General features: G+C 42.7%; 27 protein-coding genes. 8 read left to right on the forward strand and 19 right to left on the reverse strand.

Annotation, left to right across the window (positions count from 1 at the left end):
• Nucleotides 1-391: 391 nt before the first annotated feature.
• The 3 genes from B9Z54_RS00675 to B9Z54_RS00685 all read right to left on the reverse strand — a co-directional run bounded on the left by B9Z54_RS00675 (nt 392) and on the right by B9Z54_RS00685 (nt 2395).
• Nucleotides 392-703, reverse strand: a complete 312-nt coding sequence (locus B9Z54_RS00675; RefSeq protein ID WP_113926617.1) for an AzlD domain-containing protein — start codon at nt 701-703, stop codon at nt 392-394.
• Nucleotides 696-1421 (reverse strand): AzlC family ABC transporter permease, encoded by a 726-nt coding sequence (locus B9Z54_RS00680; RefSeq protein ID WP_481747766.1) that lies wholly within the window; start codon nt 1419-1421, stop codon nt 696-698. Before B9Z54_RS00680 ends, B9Z54_RS00675 begins: the two co-directional genes overlap by 8 nt.
• A gap of 230 nt (nt 1422-1651) precedes the next feature.
• Nucleotides 1652-2395, reverse strand: coding sequence for a YdcF family protein (locus B9Z54_RS00685; protein WP_113926619.1), 744 nt, complete (start codon nt 2393-2395; stop codon nt 1652-1654).
• A gap of 176 nt (nt 2396-2571) precedes the next feature.
• On the opposite strand from B9Z54_RS00685, the gene B9Z54_RS00690 reads away from it, so the two are divergent.
• Nucleotides 2572-2802, forward strand: a complete 231-nt coding sequence (locus B9Z54_RS00690; RefSeq protein WP_113926620.1) for a hypothetical protein — start codon at nt 2572-2574, stop codon at nt 2800-2802.
• A 230-nt stretch (nt 2803-3032) separates the two neighbouring features.
• Here the strand turns inward: B9Z54_RS00690 and B9Z54_RS00695 are convergent, their stop codons facing one another.
• The 5 genes from B9Z54_RS00695 to B9Z54_RS24550 all read right to left on the reverse strand — a co-directional run bounded on the left by B9Z54_RS00695 (nt 3033) and on the right by B9Z54_RS24550 (nt 7553).
• Nucleotides 3033-3809 (reverse strand): enoyl-CoA hydratase-related protein, encoded by a 777-nt coding sequence (locus B9Z54_RS00695; RefSeq protein ID WP_113926621.1) that lies wholly within the window; start codon nt 3807-3809, stop codon nt 3033-3035.
• A 252-nt stretch (nt 3810-4061) separates the two neighbouring features.
• The gene (locus B9Z54_RS00700) at nt 4062-5615 is read right to left on the reverse strand and encodes a fatty acid--CoA ligase family protein (protein WP_113926622.1); all 1554 of its coding nucleotides are present in this window, start codon (nt 5613-5615) and stop codon (nt 4062-4064) included.
• 218 nt (nt 5616-5833) lie between these two features.
• Complete coding sequence (locus B9Z54_RS26015; protein ID WP_275887761.1) at nt 5834-5956, reverse strand: hypothetical protein; 123 nt, start codon at nt 5954-5956, stop codon at nt 5834-5836.
• Nucleotides 5957-6470: 514 nt separating this feature from the next.
• Nucleotides 6471-7244, reverse strand: a complete 774-nt coding sequence (locus B9Z54_RS00705) for a nucleotidyltransferase domain-containing protein (protein ID WP_113926640.1) — start codon at nt 7242-7244, stop codon at nt 6471-6473.
• A gap of 147 nt (nt 7245-7391) precedes the next feature.
• A complete protein-coding gene (locus B9Z54_RS24550) occupies nt 7392-7553 on the reverse strand; it encodes a hypothetical protein (RefSeq protein WP_162785031.1) in 162 nt (53 codons plus the stop codon).
• 28 nt (nt 7554-7581) lie between these two features.
• Here B9Z54_RS24550 and B9Z54_RS24555 point away from each other — a divergent pair, with 28 nt between their 5' ends.
• Entirely contained in the window at nt 7582-7815 is a 234-nt protein-coding gene (locus B9Z54_RS24555) for a hypothetical protein (RefSeq protein ID WP_162785032.1), read from the forward strand.
• Nucleotides 7816-8091: 276 nt separating this feature from the next.
• On the opposite strand, the gene B9Z54_RS26020 is transcribed toward B9Z54_RS24555, so the two are convergent.
• The 4 genes from B9Z54_RS26020 to B9Z54_RS00715 form a co-directional block, all read right to left on the reverse strand.
• Nucleotides 8092-8217 carry a hypothetical protein gene (locus B9Z54_RS26020; RefSeq protein WP_275887762.1) on the reverse strand — a complete coding sequence of 42 codons (126 nt, stop codon included), beginning with the start codon at nt 8215-8217 and terminating at the stop codon, nt 8092-8094.
• Between the two features lie 65 nt (nt 8218-8282).
• On the reverse strand, nt 8283-8423 hold the full coding sequence (locus B9Z54_RS25115; RefSeq protein WP_187444358.1) for a hypothetical protein: 141 nt from the start codon (nt 8421-8423) through the stop codon (nt 8283-8285).
• Between the two features lie 97 nt (nt 8424-8520).
• Complete coding sequence (gene lplA / locus B9Z54_RS00710) at nt 8521-9507, reverse strand: lipoate--protein ligase (protein WP_113926623.1); 987 nt, start codon at nt 9505-9507, stop codon at nt 8521-8523.
• 22 nt (nt 9508-9529) lie between these two features.
• The gene (locus B9Z54_RS00715; protein WP_113926624.1) at nt 9530-10264 is read right to left on the reverse strand and encodes an MBL fold metallo-hydrolase; all 735 of its coding nucleotides are present in this window, start codon (nt 10262-10264) and stop codon (nt 9530-9532) included.
• A 202-nt stretch (nt 10265-10466) separates the two neighbouring features.
• On the opposite strand from B9Z54_RS00715, the gene yhfH reads away from it, so the two are divergent.
• A complete protein-coding gene (gene yhfH, locus B9Z54_RS00720; protein ID WP_113926625.1) occupies nt 10467-10601 on the forward strand; it encodes a protein YhfH in 135 nt (44 codons plus the stop codon).
• A gap of 263 nt (nt 10602-10864) precedes the next feature.
• Here yhfH and B9Z54_RS00725 read toward each other — a convergent pair whose 3' ends face one another.
• The 7 genes from B9Z54_RS00725 to B9Z54_RS00755 form a co-directional block, all read right to left on the reverse strand.
• Nucleotides 10865-11638, reverse strand: a complete 774-nt coding sequence (locus B9Z54_RS00725) for a FixH family protein (protein ID WP_162785033.1) — start codon at nt 11636-11638, stop codon at nt 10865-10867.
• 103 nt (nt 11639-11741) lie between these two features.
• The gene (locus B9Z54_RS00730) at nt 11742-12386 is read right to left on the reverse strand and encodes a VC0807 family protein (RefSeq protein WP_113926641.1); all 645 of its coding nucleotides are present in this window, start codon (nt 12384-12386) and stop codon (nt 11742-11744) included.
• Between the two features lie 279 nt (nt 12387-12665).
• On the reverse strand, nt 12666-13007 hold the full coding sequence (locus B9Z54_RS00735; RefSeq protein ID WP_113926627.1) for a nuclear transport factor 2 family protein: 342 nt from the start codon (nt 13005-13007) through the stop codon (nt 12666-12668).
• Nucleotides 13008-13009: 2 nt separating this feature from the next.
• Nucleotides 13010-14008 carry a phosphotransferase enzyme family protein gene (locus B9Z54_RS00740; RefSeq protein WP_162785034.1) on the reverse strand — a complete coding sequence of 333 codons (999 nt, stop codon included), beginning with the start codon at nt 14006-14008 and terminating at the stop codon, nt 13010-13012.
• A gap of 255 nt (nt 14009-14263) precedes the next feature.
• The gene (locus tag B9Z54_RS00745) at nt 14264-15277 is read right to left on the reverse strand and encodes a DUF3231 family protein (protein WP_113926629.1); all 1014 of its coding nucleotides are present in this window, start codon (nt 15275-15277) and stop codon (nt 14264-14266) included.
• A gap of 941 nt (nt 15278-16218) precedes the next feature.
• The gene (locus B9Z54_RS00750) at nt 16219-18426 is read right to left on the reverse strand and encodes a YhgE/Pip domain-containing protein (RefSeq protein ID WP_113926630.1); all 2208 of its coding nucleotides are present in this window, start codon (nt 18424-18426) and stop codon (nt 16219-16221) included.
• A 68-nt stretch (nt 18427-18494) separates the two neighbouring features.
• Entirely contained in the window at nt 18495-19070 is a 576-nt protein-coding gene (locus tag B9Z54_RS00755) for a TetR/AcrR family transcriptional regulator (protein WP_205207642.1), read from the reverse strand.
• 201 nt (nt 19071-19271) lie between these two features.
• Here B9Z54_RS00755 and B9Z54_RS00760 point away from each other — a divergent pair, with 201 nt between their 5' ends.
• The 5 genes from B9Z54_RS00760 to qoxD all read left to right on the forward strand — a co-directional run bounded on the left by B9Z54_RS00760 (nt 19272) and on the right by qoxD (nt 25349).
• A complete protein-coding gene (locus B9Z54_RS00760; RefSeq protein WP_113926631.1) occupies nt 19272-20684 on the forward strand; it encodes a glycoside hydrolase family 18 protein in 1413 nt (470 codons plus the stop codon).
• Nucleotides 20685-21445: 761 nt separating this feature from the next.
• Entirely contained in the window at nt 21446-22489 is a 1044-nt protein-coding gene (gene qoxA, locus B9Z54_RS00770; RefSeq protein WP_113926633.1) for a cytochrome aa3 quinol oxidase subunit II, read from the forward strand.
• The gene (gene qoxB / locus B9Z54_RS00775) at nt 22479-24455 is read left to right on the forward strand and encodes a cytochrome aa3 quinol oxidase subunit I (RefSeq protein WP_113926634.1); all 1977 of its coding nucleotides are present in this window, start codon (nt 22479-22481) and stop codon (nt 24453-24455) included. The genes qoxA and qoxB overlap by 11 nt, the downstream gene beginning before the upstream one ends.
• A complete protein-coding gene (gene qoxC / locus B9Z54_RS00780; protein WP_113926635.1) occupies nt 24445-25050 on the forward strand; it encodes a cytochrome aa3 quinol oxidase subunit III in 606 nt (201 codons plus the stop codon). The genes qoxB and qoxC overlap by 11 nt, the downstream gene beginning before the upstream one ends.
• A complete protein-coding gene (gene qoxD, locus B9Z54_RS00785) occupies nt 25050-25349 on the forward strand; it encodes a cytochrome aa3 quinol oxidase subunit IV (protein WP_113926636.1) in 300 nt (99 codons plus the stop codon). Before qoxC ends, qoxD begins: the two co-directional genes overlap by 1 nt.
• Nucleotides 25350-25382 lie beyond the last annotated feature (33 nt).

A 25382-nucleotide genomic window follows, 5' to 3' on the forward strand; every position in this document is an offset into this window, starting at 1 on the left:
CACTTCAAGTCAAATAAGCCATCCTAGTGTCTCTTAGAAGACTTCTAATGATCACTTCAGGCAAAATAAGCCAGCCAGGTGTTTCTTAGCAGACTTCTAATGATCACTTCAAGCCAAATAAGCCAGCCAAGTGTCTCTTAGCAGACTTTTAATGAACACTTCAAGCCAAATGAGCCAGCCAACTGTTTCTTAGCAGACTTCTAATGATCACTTCAAGCCAAATAAGCCAACCAAGTTTTCCTTTGCAGAGCTATATAAGACACTTCAAGCCATTAAATAACCTGCCTTGTGTTTCTCAAAAGAGCACTCACAACCCGGGAGCCGTGTACCTCGAGTGAACAGCCTCCTCAAAAACTGATCTAAAAAAAGAGAAGGATCCAAAGACCCTTCCCTACATAAATAACAACGAATATACAGAAAGCACCGCGATCGCTCCAAGCACCACCACAATGACATTTGCTCCTAGATAAGCAATGATGAACGCTGCAGCGGCTCCAACAACGCCAAACCAAATATCTCCCTCACTGATCAACAGGATCTTCGGGAAAATAAGGGCGCCCAGGACGGCAAACGGCACATTTTTTAAAACTCCCTGCAGGAATGGAGGAAGCTCTTTTCCTTGAAACATGATGAGTGGTACAAGCCGCGGAATATACGTGACAGCCGCCATTCCTATGATCATGATTAAAATAGTTTCACTCATTGGAGGGCTCCCCTTTCAGATTCCGGCTTGTCACAAACTCTACAAGGACAGCAGACAAAATGGTCGATATCATGATTGCCCATCCTTCTGATATAGAAGTAGTAAACAGAAATACTGTGTTCAAAGCAGCTGCCGTTGCGGCAAGGTACACTACCTTCACACTTTTCTTCATGGAAGGGACGAGCAAGCCCACGAACATGGCATAGAGTGCCACACCCATACTCACCTGCAGGAATTGAGGAAGTATCTGTCCAATGATATATCCCAGTCCCGAATTCACTACCCAGCTGGCATAAGAAATGAGGATCACTCCAAAAGCAAAGGCTGTTTTCACCTTTCCATCCTTGACGGAAATAACGGTAAAAGTCTCATCTGTGATCCCAAAAGAATAAATGGCCTTTACCCAGCCCTTTTCTTTTTCGAGCTTTTCATTCAAGGAAGCCGACATCAAGAAATGACGGATATTCACAATAAATGTAGTTAGAATGATTTCAAAAACACCCGTGCCAATCGCTATTAAACTTAAAGAAATGTACTGAGCAGCCCCCGCGAACACAAGCAGGCTCATCAGGACTGTTTCATAAAGTGACAACCCGGTTGTACGCGCCAGAAGACCGAACGTCAGCGCAACCGGAAAGTACCCGACTGCAATACTGATACCTGCCTGGAGGCCCAGTCGGAATTCACCAGGCTTCCTTGTGTTGATCAAAGCTTCCACTCTTGTCCTCACCCCTTTTATAAATATATCAATTGCCGAAATAAATAATTTCATTATATTATAGCGGGGAAGATTTTAGTATACAAGAATAATTGTGAAAGTTATGCAGATTATCATTTAGAATGAAATAGAAACACGGTGCATGAATATTAAACGCTCCCAGGTGAGGAACAATCTTAATCAATGCTGCACCTGTAAGCTCTTTGCTTTGAACGAAGAGCTGTTTCCATTCATTCTCCTCCTACCACGACAGCCTTCACGACAGCAAAGTATTCCCTGATCATATAATTGACTTTGATGAAGAACCCCGACTCACCTGCCAGTCCGCTGCAGTCCAGCCCAAGCTGCTCACCGGTAAGCTTAGCACGGAACACATGGTAATCGCTGGTGATGATTAATATGTGTCCATCTGCCTTGCCTTTGCTCTCCAGAATCGATTGGGAGTTCTGTAGATTTTCCCATGTAGTGGTGGAATGGTTCTCCTCTGTTATCCTGTCTTCTGAAATGCCATTTTCCACTAGGTACCTGAACATTGCGGTGGACTCTGGTATGTCTTCTCCTTCCCCTTGTCCGCCGGATACAATGACTGGAATCTCCGGATGGTCATGGAGATACTCAGTTCCCGCTTCAAGTCTTGACTTCAATGTTTGTGAAAGTTCTTCCCCTTTTAAACCAGCACCAAGAATGACAGCATAATCAATATCATCCGGTAAAGGCCTACTCTCCTCCATTACCAGCATGATTTGCAAGGTCCCAAAGGAAATAAGAAATAAGGCGTATAAAATGAGAGCTGCCCTATGGACGATTCTCCACCTGTTGTTTTTATAACCTTGAGATATGTAGTATAGAAAAACGGAAAATAAAAGGTTGGCCATGATAAATAAAATTCCGAATGTAACTCCAAATAGTAAAATGAAAATAATCAGCAGAATGGCTGCTGAAACAATTAAAGATATAAAGGTTTTAAGTTTCATACATTACCTCACAGGAAGAAAGATTACCTTTATTTTACCATTTTCTTCTTCATCGGGTCTGCTTCTGCAATTTCTGAAATTATATAACTATAGGAATATGTGTGGATACCCCACTTGGCGAATGGTAAAATAAAGCCAGCATACATATCTTTACATAAATTGGATGGTGAACTTCTATGGAAGAGATTGAAAACATATATAAGTGTGAGGGCTGTCAGCGTATACTGCCATGGGTGTACCCTCTTTCTCCATTTATTGATTCACCGTCATTTGCTATCTTCAATTTGACAGCCGGACCTCAGCAGGTCGACCTTGTCGAAAAGGTGAATGAGCACATCTATAAATTCCGGTTATTTTGCAACCTTTGTGGATATACCAATATTTTCACCTATGATACTCAAGACTAAAGGCTTTTCTCGCATAGATTGTTGCTTCCGGAAAAATCCCAAGAGACGAATTTTCCCCCGGATACTAAGATCTTTCACTCTTGACGGGGAACAGTTCTTGTCTTTCTTGCTTACATACTTCCGGCGATTTACGGTGTTATCTTACGCATTCCAAATAGCAACAAAGTATACGAATAGAGCCAAACTAAAAGAAGCATATCCACAAAGGTATGCTTCTTTCTGTCTATCTGTTATTTCCCCTTGAACTGCGGCTTCCGCTTTTCACTGAAGGCAGCCAGAGCTTCGACACGGTCTTCGGTGGGAATTGTGATTTCATAGGCTTTTCTTTCTATTTGCAGACCTGTCTGCAGGTCAGTATTCATACCGTTTTTGATGGCAAATTTGGCCTGCTGGAGGGCGACTGGCCCATTGGACAGCATTTTTTCAGCAAACCCAATGACTTCTTCCATAAATGTATCGGCAGATGCGACTTTCGTCAGCATGCCGATTTCCAAGGCTTCCTCTGATTTTAACCTTTGGGCTGTCAGGATCAGTTCCATAGCTTTGGATTCTCCTATCAAACGCGGGAGGCGCTGTGTTCCTCCTGCACCTGGGATAATTGCCAGGCTCGTTTCGGTAAGCCCCATGGTGGTACCCCCGACTGCGATCCTGAAGTCACAGGAGAGAGCCAGTTCCATGCCGCCGCCGAATGCATATCCGTTCATCGCAGCGATAGTTGGCTGAGGAAGGGTGGACACAGAATTGAACACATCACCGATTTTCATGACATTCCGTCTCACCTGCTGCTCCGTCAGGTTCTTTCTTTCTTTTAAGTCGGCTCCGACACTGAACGCTTTCTCTCCCGCCCCGGTAAATATGACAACCCTGATATCAGGATTGATACGGATGGATTCGACCATCTTCTCCAATTCCACCAATGTATCGTAGTTGAAGGCATTCATGCTTTCAGGCCGATTAATCGTGACGATTCCTAAATGCTCACGCTGTTCCAATAAAATGGATTCCATGTATGTATCCCCCTATTGTTAATAAGAATAAAACGCTTCCATAAACTCATTCGACAATGACTGCTAAAAACCTTTCTTTCAAGCACAAAAGAGTAAGCCGGCAGCTCAGCTCAGTCTGGCACACGTTCACAAGAAAAAGGGGTATTTCCCTTTATTCTCCTGGAGTTATTTGACCCTGAGAAAATGAAGCAGGACGCGGAAGAAAAAGGCTTATTTCCGATGGCTCCTGCCGCCGGAAATAAGCCTCTATGGTCATGACTGTACGACTTGCTGTTTCAAAGCTCTGCGCAGAATCTTCCCTGTTGTATTCTTAGGAAGCTCTTCGAGGAATTCAATTGAACTTGGAAGCTTGTACTTAGCCAAGTGCTCACTGCAGTACGCAATTAGTTCCTGTTCAGTTAATTCACTATTCTTTTTCACCACAAAGCACTTTACTGCTTCACCCATTTCCGGATCCGGAAGCCCGATCACAGCAACCTCGACTACCTCGGGATGACTGTAAAGGACTTCTTCCACTTCACGCGGATATACATTATAGCCGCCGACAATGATCATGTCTTTCTTTCTGTCCACTATCGTGAAATAACCCTCTTCGTCCATCGTCGCCAAGTCTCCCGTATAGAGCCAGCCGTCACGGATGCTTGCATTGGTTTCTTCCGGAAGCTTATAGTAACCCTTCATGACATTAGGACCCCTGACAACCAGTTCTCCCACTTCACCTGCAGGCACTTCTTCCCCCAGCTCATTTACCACCTTGTTTTCCACATTCACAATGGATGTACCGATAGACCCTGCCTTTCTCGGACGGTCAAGCGGATTGAAGCATGTAACTGGAGAAGCTTCTGATAAGCCATATCCTTCTGAAATCGCAACATTGAATTTCTTTTCAAAGTTTTTCAAGAGTGCTACAGGAAGCGAAGCCCCACCTGAAATGCACAGTCTTAATGTCGAGAAATCTTCTGGATTTCCTTCTTCATACTGATAAAGGAAGTTATACATCGTCGGCACACCGGCAAAGACAGTCGGCTGATATTCTTTTGCCAATTTAAAAATATCCTGCGGACTGAACTTCGGTGCAATCAGCAGCGTTGCCCCCATCATTAAAGGTGCGTTCAGGACAACTGTCAAACAGAATACATGGAACATCGGAAGTGTCGTGATGACCCTGTCGTCTTCATTCATCTTCAGGTATTCCCCGGTATCCCTTGCGTTTGAATAAAGATTCTTATGTGTCAGCATGGCACCCTTTGGTTTCCCCGTCGTACCTGAGGTATATAAAATAACAGCTGTATCCTCTTCATCAAGTTGAGGACCTCTGAATCCCGGATCGCCGGAACCCACAACTTCTGTAAACGATTTCATTTTTGGGTAAGCTGACAACTGCTCCGGCTGGATGCCCTTTGCTCTTTCATCCCCTGTTTCACAATAAATGAAATGTTCTACTTCAGGCAGATGATGATGCATCTTTTCCACAAGCGGAAGCAGTATATCCAGCGTGACGACGGCTTTGACATCCCCATTTTTCATGATATAGCCTATTTCGTCAGGCGTGTAAATTGGGTTGATCGGTATGACCGTTGCCCCTGCTCTCATCGCTCCGTATAAAGCGATGATGAAATGCGGTGAATTCCCCAGCACCAGTGCTACATGATCCCCTTTGCCAATCCCAAGCTTCTCAAGTCCGCTGGCAAATTTATTGACGGCGCCATTCAATTCCCCATATGTACTCGACTGACCCATAAAATAATAAGCCGGCTTCATTGTATGAACCTTGGCTGATTCTTCTAAACGTGTTGAAAGATTCACGTTCTCCCTCCCCTTTCAAAAAGATGAATGAATGGTCATTCATCTAAAAATTATAAGTTTTCAAAATATATTTTATATAAAGAATACATAAAATACAAGTTCTCTACTCTATTTGGCCGTTGAAATCTTCATTATTTGGTACTGTTTGGTTGAGGTTTAAAGAAAATTAACTTTGTTAAATAGCTTTATTAAAGATCGATGTAGTATAAAGAATCTATTTAGATAGTGTTGACTGTCTTCCGCTCCAGGTGCGCGACTCCGCTGGCCGCTGGAGCTGGATGAGCCTCCTCAGCTTCGCCTGCATAAAAAGTGGAAGCGCCATGATCAGGCCCGACAGGCAAATGTTCCGAATAGAAAAAAAGGCAAACTTCCTCTTATTCTCTTCGGGTTATTTGACCCCGAGGGGCTGGGTGCTGCAACTAGATTGGGGGTTACGTTCCAGTAGGTACGTAACCTAGGTCTTACCTGGCCCGCTAATCCCGCAGGAGGCTGCACACATTCCGCTCCAATCATATCGGTGGTAAAAAGACTAAAAACCACAATCTTTTAGAAAACACCAATGTTAAAGATAGAAATAGGATCATCCGAGTAGGATGATCCTGTGGTATTCCATTTAAGCCTCTGTTACTTCAATAACGCTTTGTAATAATCAGCATCCCAAAACATGTCCTTTTTCATATACTTTATCAACGGATTGAAAAGAATTGGATATCAAAGTTAATGTTTGAGCCAGTTTTTTATTCTCTAATATATGTTCATCGTGATAATTGTTATGTTTATTCAAACCCAATAAAAATCCAGCTACAAATGCAACGATAAATCATCTGCGAATAAGCGAGTATGCACGAGAAAAACTTATTTTTTTGAAGGAGTAGTTCTGGAAGCAGCCAATGCAGTTAAAGCCTTCTCAATATAACTATATACTTCTTCTGCAATCCCCAGAAATTCTTCAACATCTACATTACTATCCAAGTAACACGCATACAGATAGTCAACTAAAGCTGAATCAATATTGCAATAATCTGATATGGCACTCTTCATCTTAGTAATGTCATCTTCCCAAACCCCTGTATCTTCTAAAACCAGAGAGTATAATGCACGAATTAATCTCTTTGAGTAACCTTTGGTATATCTGGATTTAAGTGTGTCATCATTGGCATTAGATAGAAAACCGCGAACGCGGTCCACTGCTTCTTGAGTGTCTGAATTCAAGTTTAATATGAACTCAGGTGAAATAAGAATAGGTGGTATTTCTTCGCCAATATCAGTACCATGTATACAAACACAGATTATCTTGATCCAAAATCCCCATTCATTGGGCTTACCTCTTATATCATCCAGTGAACAAATAACCGTATCAACCTTAGTTACTAATCGATATTTTTGTAAAATCGTGTCCTTCAGACATGATACTCTATCATAATCTATATCTTCTGGTCTTTCGCATACTATTGTAAAATCTGCATCAGACTTAAATGGCTTAGCAGTACCTTTAGGAATTGAGCCACACATATAAATACTGTGAATCTTCCCAGTGAACTCTGAAAGCAAGGTAGCTGTATACTCCTCTACAAAAGTTTTGTACTCACTTTGAATATTGATCTTCTTTATTACCTTCTCCAAAACCATATCTGGTCTCCTTTTATCTTCTAAAATCATTTATCTCCCCCTGTTTAAAGGTATATCATTTTATAAATTTTTCTCTTATTGCTTTTTTCACTATCCTGCCCTTGAAAAGAGGGCGGTTGCTTGTTCATCAAACGCCCCGTTTAATCCTTATTCTGTTGGGACATATCCTACAACTTCTTTTTCTTGAAGGTCGACAAAAATCTGAGGTACCCCATTGATAAGGTTTTCTTTAGATTCAAAAGAAACCATTAACACCTCATCCCTCTCAGGCTCACCATCCAGCATATGTCCATCACTGGTGTCTGTCACCTCTACTGAAGCGTTTCTCCAATCTCCTTTGGCTAATTCATCCCAGCCTTTTTTCTTAACGAATTCCCAAGCAATTTTTATTTCAGATTGGTATTTTTCATTATCTTCATCATTTTTTCCGATTTCTTCGTCAGATTTAGCACTCTCCCCAGGTGGAGGTGAGCAAGCGATTAAAGCAAAACATAAAGCAGTTATAGCTAAGCCGATTGTTATTCTTTTAATAGTAAGACCCCTCCCAATAAATCTACATCTTGAAGATTAGACGAAGTATATTCTGTCAGCTTTCATTTCTATTTATCAGTGATGGTACACTTGACATTCAATTAACCTCCCGTTAAAGGAAAATCAACCAATAATAAGTTCGGGGAATTCTGATAACAAACCCTTTATTATAAGACCAATCTAATGGCGACATACAGCTAATATTTCCTTTGATCTGGCCATATAATAAAAAAATAGCAGACCCATAAATTCACCATTTGGTCTGCTATTTTTATGTTATTTGATGTGTTAAGAAGGATTCTGTTTAAAATGTGTATTACTTTTTCTCCTCACCAACCGAACGGGTTACCGGGGTTTTTCTCTCTAAACCAAGGGAGTAGATCTTTTCTTCCTTGCCTACCAGGATATCGATGGTGAATGTTGGCGTTATTTTACGAGCCATAAAAGAAAAGAGCCCAAATTAAATACGTATGGACAATCAATCTATTGTCCATACGCTTCAATTAATCAAAAGAAATTCTTAACAACCTGCTCTTCTCTGCCGCAAACCGTACACTTATACTGAATTTCAAGCGCATCTTCGACAGCATCATGAATCGTTTCTTTCTTATCGTTTTCGCAGTATCGTTTAACTTGAGCTCTTTCCATTTGAATTCACCACTTTCTTCAAATCTGCTCTTTACTATGTTTTATCCAGAAGCAAAAAGAAATAACCTGTTTTCAGAAAAAAAGTGGTAAAAGGAAATCAGTATATCAGGTTGATGATATCCTCTTTAGTAACATTTCCGAAGTAATGCGGAATTTCAACACCTTCCAGGGCATGCTCGACCTCTGCTTTTTCATATTTCAAGCCAATCAGTTTGTTTTCAATGTCACTGACATCGCCGACACCGAAGAAATCGCCATAAATTTTGCAGTTTTCGATGAGCCCTTTATTCACTTCCAGCCTGATATCAATGGAACCGACTGGAAAACGGTGGGAGTGCTGAAGATTAAACTTAGGTGATTTCCCGTAATTCCAATTCCAGTTTCGATATCTTTTTTCGGATAACTCATTTATGTTCTTCCAATCTTCCTCTGTCAGTTCGTACTCTTCGATTTCATTCACATCGAAGATATAGCGAAGCAGCATGGAGCGGAATTCAGTGATGGAAATCTCTTCTTCAAGAAATTCAGAAATGTTGGCTACACGGCTGCGGATTGATTTGATTCCCTTTGATTCGATTTTGTCTTTTCTGACTTTCAGGGCAGAAACGACATTTTCGATTTCAGAATCAAACAGAAGTGTTCCGTGGCTGAACATTCTCCCTTTCGTTGAGAACTGGGCATTGCCGGAGATTTTTCGGCCTTCTGCTTCAATATCATTCCTGCCGCTTAGTTCAGCATCCACTCCTAATTTTTTCAATGCCTTGATCACCGGCTCGGTAAATTTACGGAAATTGTGGAAGCTCTCACCGTCATCTTTCGTAATGAAACTGAAGTTCAGGTTTCCAAGATCATGATAGACCGCTCCCCCTCCGGAAAGACGGCGCACAACATGCAGGTTTTCCGACTCCACATACTCAGTATTGATTTCTTCAATAGTATTTTGATTCTTACCGATGATGATGGAGGGCTCGTTGATATAAAACAAGAGATATGTTTCATCAATATCTAAATTTTTTAAAGCGTACTCCTCGATAGCCAGGTTTATACGCGGATCTGTAATGCCTTTATTGTCTATGAATTTCATAAAAAAATCCTCCTTAAATTCGTTAAATATGCAGCTGCAAATCTTTTCGGGCGAGTATTACTTCCCCGCCAAATGCGCTCCGGGCTTCCTTTACCAGATTATCCAGATTTCCGTAATGAGGAAGGTGGGTCAGCACCAGTTTTTTCACACCAGCACCTTTTGCCGCTCTGCCAGCGTCGAGACTGTTCATATGCCCTGCTCCGCTTCCATCCATGTCTCCGTAAAAATTACATTCACAAAGAAAGATGTCGGCTCCCTTTGCAAAAGGAATGAAAGATTCCTGATAGGCAGAATCAGCCGTATAAACCAGTGTTTTGCCTCCTGCTTCAATTCTCATCGCGTAACATGGAACCGGATGTTTAGTCTGTAAAAAAGAAATGGAAAAAGGGCCTGCCTTCAAGGTTGCAGCTGGATTGTACTCTATACCTTTCATCAAATCCTTGTATGTAAGTGACTCAAAGCCCTGCTTGTCTTCATTGTGAGCATAAACCGGCAGTGATTTATTATGTTTCCCCAAGTACTTTTGAATTAATAGGGCATGCTGAAGCACCCCGATATCCGCTGTATGATCCGGATGGTAATGAGATACAATGGCTGCGTCAAGCTCGTGCGCTTCCACATGATCCTGCAGGAAGGACAGTACACCGCTTCCACAGTCAATCAGCAGTCTGAAACCTTGTTCTTCCAACAGATATCCAGAACTGGCTTCATTCTTCTTGGGATATCCGCCCCAATGGCCTATTACCGTTAACTTCAATGAACTCTCTCCTCTCGGCATCCCTGTTATGAGAATGGTTTTCATCCTATAACCACTATACTTCAATACGCCTATTTTTTCATTATTTTTGGATTCTGATACAAATCCTATTGACGAAAAGACAACTGTTATAATACAATAAGATATATAAAGATAACAGTTATATAACAAAGGGGTACACTAAAACTGGAGGGTGATCAACATGTTAACCAATGTAGTGGAATTTTTCAGGAACTTACCTAAGAAGCAGTGTGTACAATGCGGAGAACACATTGATGAGCAGCATGAGTGCTACGGCAACCATTGCGACGGCTGTCTTTCAGATCACGACCTATAATTTTAACTAAACGGGGAATAACAAAAAAAGCTGAAGCGAATAAATCCGCTTCAGCTCTTTTTGTTATGCTCTTTTCGTAAACTTTGTTGCTATTTAGTATGTAATTCGGAAAATAACGCCTTATATCCCCCCGAAATATCCTGGTAAGTAAGAAAGAAAAGAGCTGCTCTTCCCCAATTAGAGAAAAATTCCTAATATCCGGGGAAAAATCCGGCTCTTTGGATTTTTCCGAAAGCAACAATCAATGCGAAAACAGCCTTTTGTTATTCAACGATGATCTCTTCCTCCGAATGTTCATGAAGTCCTTCATCATTCTCTGCATGAATGGTTATATGATACAAACCAGGATCCTTAAATTCAACATTCCCTTTATAGCTGCCTGCCTCGGATTCTTCGGTTTCCACCCATGCATGGTCCTCACTTCCTTCAAGCCAGACCTCAAAACGAATATCGGCACCTTTCAAAGGTACACCTTCTTTTTCAAGCTGTGCTGTCAACTCAATGCTGGTTCCTTGCTTAATCGTCTCAGGCTTGGTTAAATGAAAGGAGACTTCGCTGTGTCCATGATCGTGATCCCCTTCTGCAGAAGAGTGTGATTCATGGTCATGAGTCATCTCAGCATCTCCTACAGCAATTTGTTTTTTTGGCATAGTATGCATATCCCTGGCGGTCACATGAACTTGCACATGATACACACCGTCTACGCCAAACGTTTTTTCCGCAGTGTAAGTTCCATCTTCGTGATTTTCTGCTTCAATCATTTCACTTTCTTCTTTTTGTCCTTCTTGCCAAATCTCATACTCCACTTCCGCCGCATCGGTAATATTCTGTTCACCTTGAGTCACGTGTGTACGGAATTCCACAGCTTCACCGGGTTCTGCTGTTTCAGGAACAGTCAAATCAGCACTGATAGCCGTTAATTCGCCTTCCCCGCCAGATTGGCCATCTCCGTGATCTTCATGGTTATTTTCCTGGCTGCCGCAAGCACCCAATAGCAATATGCTTATCATCAATAAAAAAGGAGATAATTTCCTCATATATATTTTCCTCCTGGTAATTTCTTTCTTCCTAACTAGTGTAACGGTTGATTCTTCCATAAGTATAGGGCAGTTGTTACAATTTTTAAACATCTGCTGGGTTTTATATATTCATTTCATTTTTTACATTGTCAATTAATTCAGGGGAATCATTTATAATTTTTCCGACATAGAAGAAACCAGCAACTGTTATTCCAGTCATAACCCAGCTAAATGCCTGCTTCAGGAGAATGCCTTTATCAAAAGCTTCGACTCCGTATTCGGTTATCAACCACGCATTGGCACCTGCCATCACACCGCTTCGTACGGCAAATACAATGGTAATCCATTGGAATACCCTGAAAAGCTGCTTCTGCTCATAAAGCTTCCTACAGAACTTCCGGTCATACCCTTGAAGTTCCGCAAAGTCGAGGCCGAAATATAGAGTGATGGGTTTTTGGAACAGTATGGTTATCAAGAAAAAAAGACACATAGCTATGGAAAAGTAGACATTATTCCAAAGAAGCTGAAGAGCAGAACCTGCAAGCACATCAATAAGAGTTCCTATCACTAGGGTTGTAATGAGATAAATTCCAAAAACATTGACTCTCTTCATCTCCCAGAAACGATAGGCACTATACAAAATCGCTGGTACAGAAGAAAAAAGCATAGCATAGTAATCACCAATGTCATCCCTGAAAACATTCCAAAAAAGCAGTGGAAGAGCTGCATAGAAAATCAAGTCCAGTAAAACTATATTTTTTTTCACAGATAAAACCCTCTCTTTAAAAGGCTGTTTTCTCATAAATTGTTGCCCGGGATACTGGTGTTTTTCTCTTTATTCTGGGTAAGCAGCTATATTCTTTCTTGCTTACCAGGATCTTAGAGAATTATGGAGTTTATCTCCCCAAATTCATATGTAGAAGTTCTGTTTTCCAATAAGTAAACTTACGAATAAGAAATCCAAAAGTTTCATTAATCTGTAAAATACAAGAAAAAAATTCCATCCCAATAAGGGACAGAACTTTTAAGTTGGCAATCGCTTCTGCTAAACTACGAACCATACTTTATTAATTTTGTTCTCGATAACTTCATACATTGCAACCGCAAAGCTCTCTTTGCCATTTGCCCTGCCGGTGACATGCTCATGGTCTATGGCAATGTTCCCTTTAATAATACGAGAAAGAAGTTCGGCATGGTTATCCGGGTTCTCCTGAAACATCTTGCCGTAGCGCTCCCTCATCCCTTCGATTCCCTGATACATAACATTGTTCGAGGGAAATTCAATGACCAGCACATCATCACTGTAGCATTCCAGGAACGCCTCCAGGTTTTGGGCATTATATGCGGCAAGCTGCTTTTGTGCCAGTTCTTCTGCCATTGTGATCATTATTAACCCTGCCTTCTAGTTTCTTCTTTAGCTGCTATTCCAGCAGTTAGAGCTTGAATACCTTTTTCATACCATTTCAATCTTTTTTGCAGTTTTTCGCTTAAATTGTTCACCCACTGGGGCTGGCTGGAACCAGGAGTAACATCCAGTGATTTTTTCAACTGTTTAAACATTATCAAGTTATGCAGCCGCAGAAGCATAGGGATCTTCTGAACTTCCCCATCAGTTATTGGACAAACCAGACGGTAGCCCTCTAAAAATAGAAGGAACTCCCTGTTCTGCAGACTGCTGCCCTTTTCGAAAAGATCCCTTAAGGCAAATGCAATATCAGCTGCATACCAACCTGCCAGACTGCTTTCAAAATCAATGAACTGCGGATAGTTCTCTTTCCAGATAATATTATCCAATTCGAAATCAAAGTGAATGGCACCATATGTTTCAGCCGACGGTTGAAGACCCAGCAGCCATTCGCGTAGAGTTTCCTCTTCCTTTAAAGCCGCTGTCGGCAAATCAGGAACATCCAACTGTAATAGATCTTCCATTTTCCGCATGTCTTTTAAGACGCCCGCATCCTTAGAAACCTGATGAATGTTTCCCAATGCTTTCCCCCAGGCCAGCCATTGATCCTCATCCATTTCTTCCATTTCAAAGTGGATTCCCTCCATATAACCCAGTGCCACCGCTTGAAACGTTCCCCACTCTGTCTCTACTTCCTCTATCAAGCTGCCATTGATTGATGGAGAGGGTTTGTTGACCGCTATTCCATTCGCACTCAATAAATCCAGAAACTGCAGTTCCCGCTCCAGCCTATCCTTGTCTTCAGCTGGAGTGATCCGTAAGACAAATGGGGTATTTCCACTTTTGAAAAAATAGACGAAATTGCTGCTGGCCCTTATAAATTTCACAGAATCTTTTTCGTATTCCCATAACTCCAGAGCACTGGTCACCCATTCTTCCTGAAAGGGTGAGTGCAAAAAATCCCGCATTAAAGAAAGCTTCATCATAAGTGTTTTTCCTCCTGTTTTTCCAGAACGGAAAGACGTCAGGAGCACCAATACAAAAAAAGCTGTCCATTATAGCCCGACAGCCTTCAGCCTGGAGTCAAAACCATGCTATCTCCATGTAACGGAGACCTCATACAGGGTATCGGTGTTCTTTCGTTCTGCTATCATTTTTTTTGGTACCACAATATCAGCCTCCTTTTTAGAATAATTTCCCAACAAGTTTATTTTAACTTAAATATAGTTTATTTTAAATTATTTTTTGGCTTGCTTACGAAGTCTCTCTCTATCCAATGTTTGAGGAGGTTTTTCAAACCAGCCCTGCCTGATCATAAGCTTTGCTCCTTCATCCGCATATCTCCCAAGCCCCACAAGCAATCGTTCATAAAGAAGTGCTATATCCTTTCTCATAGAGGAGGCAAGCGCCATTCCATAGTCGCCCATACCGATTGAGTTCAGTGCTGATATCTGAAACATCATGAGTTTATCGGAAAAAGGACTTTCTGTGGACGACGTAATCGTCGAATCCCATGTTGAGGGGTATGAACTGTCGTTTGCTTTTAAACAGGCGATAAACTTTTCATTATGTTTCTTCGAGGCATCATACCCTCTTTTAAAATAATCAGACACCTTTCTTGAACGGGCTACCTGACAGAAGCCCATAAGAAGGGTCTTAGCCACATTCGATACTTCTATATTTGTACCAAGGTGGGCAACTTCCAATGCAAGCAAAGGACGTTTCTCCCCAAAAACCCCGCCCATAAAATCAACGTCTGTTACATACTCGACCCTTTCTGGATAAGCCATGTACGGCGACCTGATGAATACCCCTTTCTCCAGCATAATTTCAGAAACTCTGTCAAATAACTCGTTGGACTGCTGCAGCCACTTGCTGTACAGGTCCCTGATATCCCTTCTCGCCAAGACACCTTTTGCAAGAGAATAAGCGTTCAAACCGCTTCTGCCGACATGGTGAATATATCTTAAATACGTTACATCCGAAAACAACTTCGGTGCTTCAGAATTAACATCATTCTTTCCAAACCCATTCGGCAGCGGCAATTTTTCTTTTATAAAAAGGTCACGAATGACCTCGATATGTTCTTTGGCAATATCGGAAGCATACTTGATAACAGGGTCAATTTCCTTATCATCGGTTGTTTTCAAAAAATGGTGCAGAATGCAGTATGCCATCGTATCAGCCATATAGGTATTCCAAAGCATGGCAATTTCAGCCGAAGTTAAATCTGTATTATGCTTACTCTCCATAAGGTCACCTCGTCGATACTCATTTTGGTAACATTATTATTGCCTCCAAGGCTGATAAAAATGTAAAATCTCTTCCAATTCCTCCAATAGACCAAAGATAGATGTCTACTGTTGCTGTATAGTCAAAAAAAACTGTGCCCGTCATGAGACAGGCACAGCGTTTTAGGGGGTTCCTATTTTCAAAAAGAACTTTGGCTTCTCTAATTGATTACTTTGAAAATTTTTTGACAAACAAGAGTGCTCCCCGGTCAAAAAGAGAAGGGATTTTATGAAGTGATCCCGCTTGAGACCTTTATATCCGATTTTCGTGATTCTATGGGTCTCTAGAAAACGCCTTGAGACCTTTTAATCTGGTTTTTGAAATTCTTAGGTCTCTAGGAAGCCTCTTGAGACCGCTGGATCTGGTTTTCGTAATTCCTTGGGTCTCTAGAAGCCCCCTTGAGACCTTTATATTCGATTTTCTTGATTCTATGGGTCTCTAGAAGCTCTCTTGAGGCCTTTATATCCGATTTTCATGACTCCATGGGTCTCTAGAAGGCGGTTTGAGACCTCAGAATCTAATTATCGTGATTCCTCGGGTCTCTAGAAGCCCCCTTGAGACCTTTATATTCGACTTTCGTGATTCCATCGGTCTCTAGAAGCCGGCTTGAGACCTTTATATCCGATTTTCTTGATTCCATGGGTCTCTAGAAGGCGGTTTGAGACCTCAGAATCTAATTATCGTGATTCCTCGGGTCTCTAGAAGCTCTCTTGAGGCCTTTATATCCGATTTTCATGATTCCATGGGTCTCTAGAAGCCCTCTTGAGGCCTTTATATCCGATTTTCATGACTCCATGGGTCTTTAGAAGGCGGTTTGAGACCTCAGAATCGGGAATCTGATTTTCCAATTCCCAAGAGATCTCCAGGAGCCCGCTTGAAACCTCCAACCACAGCATTTCAACTAGTTTTGAGTCTCTAGCACCTCATTGGTATATGTCTTCTTAAAATACCCAGTGAAGTAAACTGCCGTAAATGTGATAAACACAAGAAAATAAGCCGTAAGAATACCCGTGTTCTGCCACATGAAACTAAAATCCCCGCTCGAAATGACAGCTTTGAAGGCTGCGACCGAATAGGTCATCGGCAGCAAAGCACTGATCGGCTGCAATGGTGCAGGTATCAGTTCAAGAGGAAAGGTACCGGCACTTGTTGTCAGCTGCAGAATCAAAATAATGATGGCCGCGAACCTTCCCGGATCCCCAAGAATCGTAACCAGCGTTTGGACTAACGCTATGAAAGTCAGGCTGGCTGCAATGGACACTGCAATAAATAAAGGTATGCTCTGGACTTCTATTCCTAACCCAAACAGTAAAATGCTGTCCGCTATCAGGGATTGGATAACTCCAAACACGATCAACACCGCAAGCTTCCCTCTGAACCAGGCGAAACCTGAAGCAGGTACCGCAGCTGGTTCACGAAGCGGGTAGACGATCGAGATCAATAATGCCCCTACAAACAAACCTAAGGAAAGGAAATATGGAGCAAAACCGGTTCCGTAATTCGGCACGTGATTAACTGCCTCTTTTTCCACTTCAACAGGTCCAGCCACCATATCAGATGTTTCTTCCGTCGTAGTGATCGAATTAGCCTGTTCATCTGCTTTCTTCATCTCTTGGTTGAATTGAGCTGTCCCTTTCGAAAGGGATGCCGTGCCTTCTTCAAGTTGGGCCGAACCGTTTGCAAGATCCTGGGAACCTTGTGCTAATTTACCTGACCCGTCCTGCAGCTGCGATAAGCCGGCTTGAAGTTCGGATTCTCCTGAAGCAATTTGTTGAGAACCGGTTACGGCACTTGCAAGGCTTTTATTTGCCTGTGAAAAGTTAGCAGCAAATTCGGACTGCCCTGCAGCCAATTCTTTTGTACCTTGGGAGAGCACTCCAGCACCCTCTTGCAACTCCAAGAAAGCACTTTTCAAATCAGCGCTGCCTTTACTTGCTGCCAGGATGCCGTCCTGAAGCTGGGAAGCACCAGCCTGCAAGTCTGAAGCCCCGGTGGATAAACCAGCGGTTCCGGTTTCCAATCTGCCGCTCCCAGCCTGCAGATTCTCCAATAAAGCCTCAAGCTGAGCACGCTCCTCTTCCGGCATAGATTCCAACACCGGTGTAAGAGACTGATCAAGGGCAGACATTCCCTCACTGAGTTCGACAGCTCCCGAATGAACATCCGAAGCACCTTTTTGAAGGGAGGCCGCTCCATCTGCTACACCTCCAGCTCCACTGCTTAATTGGTTATTACTGTCCACCAGCTTTTCAAGACCAGCAGCAGCTTGACCTGTACCTTCTTCCAATCTGCTTGCTCCTGCAGCAGCTTCCTCAGATCCTGCCTGCAGCTTCCCGGCTCCCTGATAAAGCTCGCTGTATCCACCCGAAATCTTGCCGAGTCCCTCAGACAGTTCTTTCGTTTTCGCAGCAAGTTGATCAGCACCGCTTTTCACCTCAGATAAACCACTATCAAACTCAAGATTTTTCTGAGCCAGCATCGCCAGATTTTCCTTCAGGTCAGAGGCCCCATCAGAAACCTTGCCCGAGCCTTCATTAAGCTCCGTCGCCGCTTTGCTTGCATCGGCAAACCCCTGCCCCATTTTGTCGATATTATCAAACATCGTTTCAGCATAAGTTTCTGTGACACTTTTTGACAAGCTGGCTTTTATTTCCTTGATAGCTGTTTCTCCGATTTGTGCTGAGAGGAAATTGAATCCCTCGTTCGGCACATATTTCAAGGAAAGCTTTTCAGGATGGTCATTTAACAGGGTCGTTGCATTTTCCGAAAAATTTTCAGGAATCTCAACCAGCATGTAATACTCCTGGTGCTGCAGATTTTCGTACCCCTCTTCCCCTTCGACAAATTGAAAATGAAATTGGCTGCTATCTTTCAGCTTCTCCACCAATTCATCTCCCAGTTTCATTTCTTCTCCCTCAAATTCCGCTCCGCTGTCATTATTTACGACAGCTACCGGCAGATCCTTTAACTGGCTGTATGGGTCCCAAAACGCCCACAGGAACATCCCGCTGTATAAAACCGGAATGAACATGACAGCAAGAATAGGGATGAGCAATTTTCGATTTTTAAAAATACTTTTCATTTCTGCTAAAAATAATGATGATTTCATTTTCATCCTCCTATATTGAATGATTGACTATTTTGGACATTTAGTCACTTTTGACCAAAAAGAAAGAATTACCTTGGTGATAATCCTTCAAATATATACATTTCAAATAGCTTGGCTATTTCATCTTTATTTAGTGGTTTGTGATCCTGCTCCCAATCAAATATGAGGGAGACGTAGAGCTGAAGCATGACAAAGGCGGTGATTTCCGGATTGCAGGGCCTGATTTCCCCCTTATCAACTGCCTCTGTAATTTTCACTTTGATATAAGAAATAATCGCTTCTTCCAACCGCTTGCGGACTTCTATTACAGCGGGTGTGCCCATTTCTCTTTCTTCCTGAAAAAGCTTGATGGTCAGCTGGTGTTCTTTTCTGAACTCCAGTATGCGGAACAACGCCGCATGGACATTTTCATAAAAAGAATTGTCAGGAACAATTACATCCTCTGCCGCCTCTTTCATTTCTTTAATGAGAGATCCTGTAATTTCATCAAAAAGCTCTTCCTTGTTTTTGAAAAAATTATAGATTGTGCCTTTTCCAACATTCGCAAGCTTAGAGACCTGGTCCATCGTTGTTGCTTTGTATCCGAACAACGAAAAGGATTTTGTGGCAGCATCTATGATTTGTTTTTTCCGGTCTATAGACAAAAACTCACCTCTTTTATGACGAAATGACTAATTTCGATTTTTAGTCACTTTATACTTTTTTACTTTATCATATCCAATTACAAATGACAAACAGAATTTAAATAGGCCTCTATCCGGCAATAAGCCATCCGTCCAAGAATAGGGACAGGCAGAGGACGAATATAAGTCAGATAGTACAGGAATTTTGAAAGGAGAGTCATCATGATCATTCATGTGGTTCAAAGAGGAGATACTTTGTGGTCACTCTCTCAAAAATACAGGGTGCCTATTAATCAGATATCCGCTGGAAATCAGTTGAAAAATCCAGATCAGCTTGTGATCGGGCAATCGCTTTTCGTTCCGCAACCGGAGCAGGAGTACATCGTTCAGCGGGGCGATTCATTATGGGCTGTCGCTCAACGTTATAGCGTTTCCTTCAGTTCACTCGTCCGGTTCAATCAGCTGACAGATCCTTCCCGGCTGTTCGTAGGCCAGCTGCTGCTGCTTCCTTACCTTGAATATACGGTAAAAGCCGGAGATACTCTTTATGCCATCGCCAACCGCTATGGGTCCACGGTAACTGAACTGGCGTCGCTGAATAACATCGCCAACCCATCATCAATAAGTTCAGGGCAGATCATCAGGCTTCACAGAAAACAGCCGCAAATCGAGGTAAACGCCTATACAACAAGGACAGATGAAGCCGGCGTTGGTGAAGCGTTAAATCTGGGACCCTACTTTACGTACCTTACACCCTTTACCCATTCGATCACCTCGGATGGCGGAATCACTGAATTAGATGATGCCGGCCTCATCTCTGCAGCAAAATCCAACAATGTTGTGCCTTTATTAACACTGACCAACTTTGCCAACCGGAAGTTTGATTCAGACCTTGCAGCCGATATCCTGAGAAGCGAAGAAAAGCAGGAGATCCTGATAAGCAATATCCTGGATAGAATCAGAGAGAAAGGCTATGGAGGGCTGAATATCGATTTTGAATATGTTTATCCAGAAGACAGGGAAAACTATAATAACTTCTTAAGAAGAGCCGTGGCGAGGCTGAGGCCTGAAGGATATTCCGTATCAACAGCACTCGCACCGAAGATAAAGGAAGACCAAGCCGGCTTGTTGTATGAGGCTCATGATTACAAAGCACATGGTGAAATAGTCGATTTTGTAGTGTTAATGACTTACGAATGGGGTTGGGCAGGCGGAAGACCCTGGGCGATCGCACCAATCAGTGAAGTGAGGAAGGTGCTTGATTATGCCGTAACCGTCATCCCCCGCGACAAAATCCTGATGGGTGTCCCTCTTTACGGGAGGGTTTGGAAAATTCCGTGGGAGGAAGGAACCTTCGCAAGGACCATCTCCCCAGAGGCAGCTGTTGAACTGGCAGCCTCAGAAAATGTAAGCATCGAATATGATGAAGCCTATCAATCTCCTTTCTTTACTTATACAGATGACAGCGGGCAGGAAAATGAAGTATGGTTTGAGGATGCCCGGAGTATTGCTGCCAAGTTCCAAACCGTTAAAGATTACAATTTAAGAGGCGTAAGCTATTGGGTCCTCGGAAGTGCGTTCCCGCAAAACTGGCTGGTACAGCACGCGACTTTTGCGGTGAAGAAGTATGGATAATGTCTGAAGGCTGCAGTGACTGCTGCAGCCTTTTTGTTTTGTGTTTTTGGAGCCTTTGCACAGCTCCGCTTCCATAGAGTGCAGACGCATCCATTGGGCTCGCTTCTGTACAAGTTTTCATCCCTTTTAAAGAAACCATGGAAGGTTAAGCAGGAAAGAGCATCAAGGAATGACCTAAATGCCCTTAATGCCATAGTTCAGTTGAAAATGGGCACCTAGAACGGTCCTTGATGCCCTAAACCCAGCAGTTTACTTAAGAATGGGAACCTACCGCGACCCTATTGCCAAAATCCCTAAGTTTTGTAAAAAGGACTACTCGATCGAGCCTTGAATTTCATTCTACCTTTTCTTAATGCTGCAAAGAGATTAATAACTCTCAATGTTCTCGCCCCTCAGTGTAGTCATATAACTTCACAATTCCATCACATTGAGCGACTGTCCCACCTCTTCAAAAATCCCATCCAATTACTGCACCAATCAAACGTTCGAATTCTTGTCACAGATTTACCAGGCGCCTCCATTCCAGCATTCTCAAGCTTTCAAGGCATTTTCGATTTAAAATATAAGATTGTAAAAATCAACCTTACTTTTTTGTAACAAATTGAACAGCCTTCATGTGATATTATTCACTTACTAGAAGGCGCAACTATGTTATGGGCGCTGTTCTAGAGCAAATATAAATTTTTTTCAGAAAGTTTGTGAAGTACTGAACAAATTTTGAACAATTTGTGACATTTATAAAAAGAAGGTGAGGAACAGAGATGAGATCACTAAAGCCTTTGTTGATATTCTTATCATTATCACTGATGCTTTTCTTGACCGGATGTGAAACAAATATGGTTGTATTTGAACCGCAGGGGCCTGTTGCAAGGTCAATCACAGACCTGATCAACTGGTCACTGATTTGGATGCTGATCGTCGTAGTCGTCGTGTTTGCATTGTTTGCTTATATCATTTGGAAATACAGAGAAAAGCCTGAAAACATGGATTATGAGCCTCCTGAAGAACATGGAAGCACATTGCTGGAGGTCATTTGGACAGGAATTCCCATCCTTATTGTTATCGCTTTAACAATACCAACCGTTAAAACGCTGTATGCGTTGGAAGAAGTTCCTGAAACTCTTGAAGAAAAAGATCCTGTTACTATCCATGTAACAGCGGCTGATTGGAAATGGATCTTCAGTTACCCTGAGGAAGGAATCGAGACTGTCAATTATGTCAACATTCCAGAAGATACACCTATTTTATTCAAACTTACTTCAGCCAGTACGATGCAGTCCTTCTGGGTACCTGCACTTGGCGGACAAAAATATGCCATGGCTAAAATGGAAACCGAGCTTTTCCTTGCAGCCGATAACCCTGGTTCTTATATGGGGAAAAACTCAAACTTTAATGGCCGCGGATACGCTGAAATGGAATTTGAAGTTTTGGCGCAAACCCAATCTGATTATGATGAGTGGGTCGAGGAAGTAAAGGACACTGCTCCTAAGCTTACAGAAGATAAATATGAAGAGCTTCTGAAGCCTACCCACCTTGGCCGTATGACATTCAATGATACTCACCTTGCCTGGGTGAACCATGCGGATATGAATTCCAAAACGTACACAAATCCTGAGCTGTACCGCTACCATGGGTACCAGGGTAAAACTTTTGAAGAAGAAGATAACTACAAGAATAAAGAAAACGAGAATGAATCTGACCATGATGAACACAGCCATGAACACGGAGAGGACGAACATTCCGGACATGGTGAACATGATGACGAAGAAGATTCTGATGGAGGTGACCATCACCATGGGCATTAAATGGGATGAATTTTTTGTGACGGGTGACCCGCTCATCTTGGGAGCCCAAATTTCAATAGGCCTGACTATGATCGGCCTGCTTGCCGGTATTACTTATTTGAAGAAGTGGAAATGGCTTTGGACTGAGTGGATTACGAGCGTAGACCATAAACGAATCGGGATTATGTATATAATCGTTGCTGTCCTGATGTTCTTCCGCGGAGGAATTGATGGACTATTGATGAAGGCCCAGACTTCAAGGCCTGAAATGGAGTTCTTGAACTCTCAGCATTACAATGAAATTTTCACGACGCACGGTGTCATTATGATTTTGTTCATGGCGATGCCTTTCCTGATTGGTCTCATGAACGTTGTGGTTCCATTGCAAATTGGCGCGCGTGACGTTGCTTTTCCACAGCTGAATTCACTCAGCTTCTGGCTCTTCTTCTCAGGAGCCATGCTGTTCAACCTTTCATTCGTCATCGGGGGCTCACCGGATGCCGGATGGACATCCTACTTCCCGCTGGCGGGTAAAGAATTCAGTCCGGGTATCGCGAATAACTATTATGCAGTTGCCCTTCAGATTGCCGGTATCGGTACTTTGATGACAGGGATCAACTTCATCGTCACGATTTTAAAAATGAGAACAAAAGGCATGGGCTTAATGAAAATGCCAATGTTCACTTGGACAACGTTGATTACGTCTGTCATTATCGTCGCTGCTTTCCCAATCTTTACAGTAGCATTGGCGCTGATGACAACAGATCGTATCTTTGGTACTCATTTCTTCACGGTCTCCGGCGGAGGAATGGATATGCTTTGGGCCAACCTTTTCTGGTTATGGGGACATCCTGAAGTTTATATTGTAGCCCTGCCCGCTTTCGGTATTTTTTCTGAAGTCATTGCGACATTCTCCAGAAAATCATTATTTGGTTATAAATCGATGGTATATGCCATTGTCGGTATCGCGATATTGAGTATGGTCGTTTGGGTCCACCACTTCTACACAATGGGATCAGGCCCTGCTGTCAACTCATTCTTCTCGATTACAACGATGATGATTGCTGTCCCGACCGGGGTCAAGATATTTAACTGGCTGTTCACCATGAGAAAAGGCCGTATCAAGATGACCACCTCCATGCTGTGGGCACTAGCTTTTATTCCAACCTTTACAATCGGTGGAGTAACTGGTGTCATGCTTGCGATGGGTGCAGCCGATTACCAATACCATAATACCTTGTTCCTGGTTGCCCACTTTCACTATGTATTGATTCCTGGTGTGGTGTACGCCGTATTCGCAGGATTGTACTATTGGTGGCCAAAAATGTTCGGCCATATGCTGAACGAGCGATTAGGAAAATGGCACTTCTGGTTATTCAACATTGGATTCAACGTAACATTCATGCCAATGTTCTTCCTTGGATTAAAAGGAGCGGTCCGCCGTTCTTACACATTCTCAGTGGAATCCGGGTTCTCAAATCTGTTCCTGCTATCTGCGATAGGATCACTCATTCTTGCTGCAGGATTCGCGGTATTCTGCTATAACATCTACTGGAGCATCCGTTATGCTGACAGAAATATCTCAAGTGACCCTTGGGATGCAAGAACTCTGGAATGGGCAACTGCTTCGCCTGTTCAATACTACAACTTTGCCAAGCAGCCAGAAGTAAAGTCTATCGATGCTTTCTGGTATATGAAAAAACACGACGAAGGTTTGTCACTAAGCGATTCAGAAATACAGAAAATTCATATGCCAAGCAATTCCGGCTTGCCGTTCATCATGTGTGTATTCTTTGGAATAGCTGGATTCTTCCTGGTGTTTGAATGGCAGATTGCTACTATCATTGCATCACTTGGTATCATAGCAGGGTTGATTTACCGCTCGTTCGATTATAACGACGGCTACTATGTCCCTGTTGATGAAATCAAAGAAGTAGAACGTTCTTGGAGAAACAAAAAAGGAGAGGTGAACAAACATGTCAGCTAAAGTCGATACTTCACTCCCTTTAGAATACCAAACAGAACAGAACCGATTGAATATATTGGGCTTTTGGATCTTCCTTGGAGCGGAAATCGCTCTCTTTGCTACTTTGTTTGCAGTATACGCGGTGCTGAGCCACCGCTATGCCGGCGGACCGACACATCAGGATATATTTATGATGAAGGAAGTCATGATCCAGACGGTATTGCTTCTTACTAGCAGCTTTACATGCGGTTTGGCCATCTTTGAAATGAGAAAAGGAAACTTAAAAGGGTTGATTACATGGTTAATCATTACCCTTGGCCTTGGGGCCGGTTTCTTGTTCATGGAGATCAACGAGTTTATCCATTATGTCCATGAAGGAGCGACTATGCAGACAAGCGCCTTCCTTTCCAGCTTGTTTGTACTGCTGGGCACGCACGGAGCGCACGTTACGTTTGGTATCTTCTGGGCAGTCATGGTCATCTTCCAGCTTGTCAAGAGAGGTCTTACTCCGGTTACAGCCCGCAAAGTATTCATCATCGGGCTGTACTGGCACTTCCTTGACGTCGTATGGATCTTCATCTTCACATTCGTTTACCTGAAAGGAATGATGCTATAATGGAAAAGACAAAAAGTTACCCAATAAGCCACTTTATCGGCTTTATCATGTCACTCGTCCTTACCTTTGTAGCAGCTTGGGTTGCATTAAAAACCTCTCTCTCATTTACGGTAGTGCTATGGGTGATTGGCACATTGGCTGTAGTTCAGGCCGGCCTTCAATTATTCATGTTCATGCATGTCAATGAGGGTGAAGACGGCAAAGTACAGATCATCAACATCGCTTATGCAGTATTCTGTGCGGCTGTTATTGTAGTCGGATCCATCTGGGTCCTGACTTCAGGCCACGCCGCTCACTAATAAAACCACTAAAAAAGCCTGGAGATGTATTCT

Origin of the sequence: Bacillus sp. P14.5 (assembly GCF_003316765.1) — a bacterium.
In the GTDB taxonomy this organism is placed as follows: domain Bacteria; phylum Bacillota; class Bacilli; order Bacillales; family Bacillaceae_B; genus Rossellomorea.

What these genes read in the sequence shown, in the direction of transcription:
- B9Z54_RS00675 (WP_113926617.1), bottom strand. Translation starts at nt 703, where the DNA reads ATGAGTGAAACTATTTTAATCATGATCATAGGAATGGCGGCTGTCACG.
- B9Z54_RS00685 (WP_113926619.1), bottom strand. Translation starts at nt 2,395, where the DNA reads ATGAAACTTAAAACCTTTATATCTTTAATTGTTTCAGCAGCCATTCTG.
- B9Z54_RS00690 (WP_113926620.1), top strand. Translation starts at nt 2,572, where the DNA reads ATGGAAGAGATTGAAAACATATATAAGTGTGAGGGCTGTCAGCGTATA.
- B9Z54_RS00695 (WP_113926621.1), bottom strand. Translation starts at nt 3,809, where the DNA reads ATGGAATCCATTTTATTGGAACAGCGTGAGCATTTAGGAATCGTCACG.
- B9Z54_RS00705 (WP_113926640.1), bottom strand. Translation starts at nt 7,244, where the DNA reads ATGGTTTTGGAGAAGGTAATAAAGAAGATCAATATTCAAAGTGAGTAC.
- B9Z54_RS26020 (WP_275887762.1), bottom strand. Translation starts at nt 8,217, where the DNA reads ATGGCTCGTAAAATAACGCCAACATTCACCATCGATATCCTGGTAGGC.
- B9Z54_RS25115 (WP_187444358.1), bottom strand. Translation starts at nt 8,423, where the DNA reads ATGGAAAGAGCTCAAGTTAAACGATACTGCGAAAACGATAAGAAAGAA.
- lplA (WP_113926623.1), bottom strand. Translation starts at nt 9,507, where the DNA reads ATGAAATTCATAGACAATAAAGGCATTACAGATCCGCGTATAAACCTG.
- yhfH (WP_113926625.1), top strand. Translation starts at nt 10,467, where the DNA reads ATGTTAACCAATGTAGTGGAATTTTTCAGGAACTTACCTAAGAAGCAG.
- B9Z54_RS00725 (WP_162785033.1), bottom strand. Translation starts at nt 11,638, where the DNA reads ATGAGGAAATTATCTCCTTTTTTATTGATGATAAGCATATTGCTATTG.
- B9Z54_RS00735 (WP_113926627.1), bottom strand. Translation starts at nt 13,007, where the DNA reads ATGATCACAATGGCAGAAGAACTGGCACAAAAGCAGCTTGCCGCATAT.
- B9Z54_RS00740 (WP_162785034.1), bottom strand. Translation starts at nt 14,008, where the DNA reads ATGAAGCTTTCTTTAATGCGGGATTTTTTGCACTCACCCTTTCAGGAA.
- B9Z54_RS00745 (WP_113926629.1), bottom strand. Translation starts at nt 15,277, where the DNA reads ATGGAGAGTAAGCATAATACAGATTTAACTTCGGCTGAAATTGCCATG.
- B9Z54_RS00750 (WP_113926630.1), bottom strand. Translation starts at nt 18,426, where the DNA reads ATGAAATCATCATTATTTTTAGCAGAAATGAAAAGTATTTTTAAAAAT.
- B9Z54_RS00760 (WP_113926631.1), top strand. Translation starts at nt 19,272, where the DNA reads ATGATCATTCATGTGGTTCAAAGAGGAGATACTTTGTGGTCACTCTCT.
- qoxA (WP_113926633.1), top strand. Translation starts at nt 21,446, where the DNA reads ATGAGATCACTAAAGCCTTTGTTGATATTCTTATCATTATCACTGATG.
- qoxB (WP_113926634.1), top strand. Translation starts at nt 22,479, where the DNA reads ATGGGCATTAAATGGGATGAATTTTTTGTGACGGGTGACCCGCTCATC.
- qoxC (WP_113926635.1), top strand. Translation starts at nt 24,445, where the DNA reads ATGTCAGCTAAAGTCGATACTTCACTCCCTTTAGAATACCAAACAGAA.
- qoxD (WP_113926636.1), top strand. Translation starts at nt 25,050, where the DNA reads ATGGAAAAGACAAAAAGTTACCCAATAAGCCACTTTATCGGCTTTATC.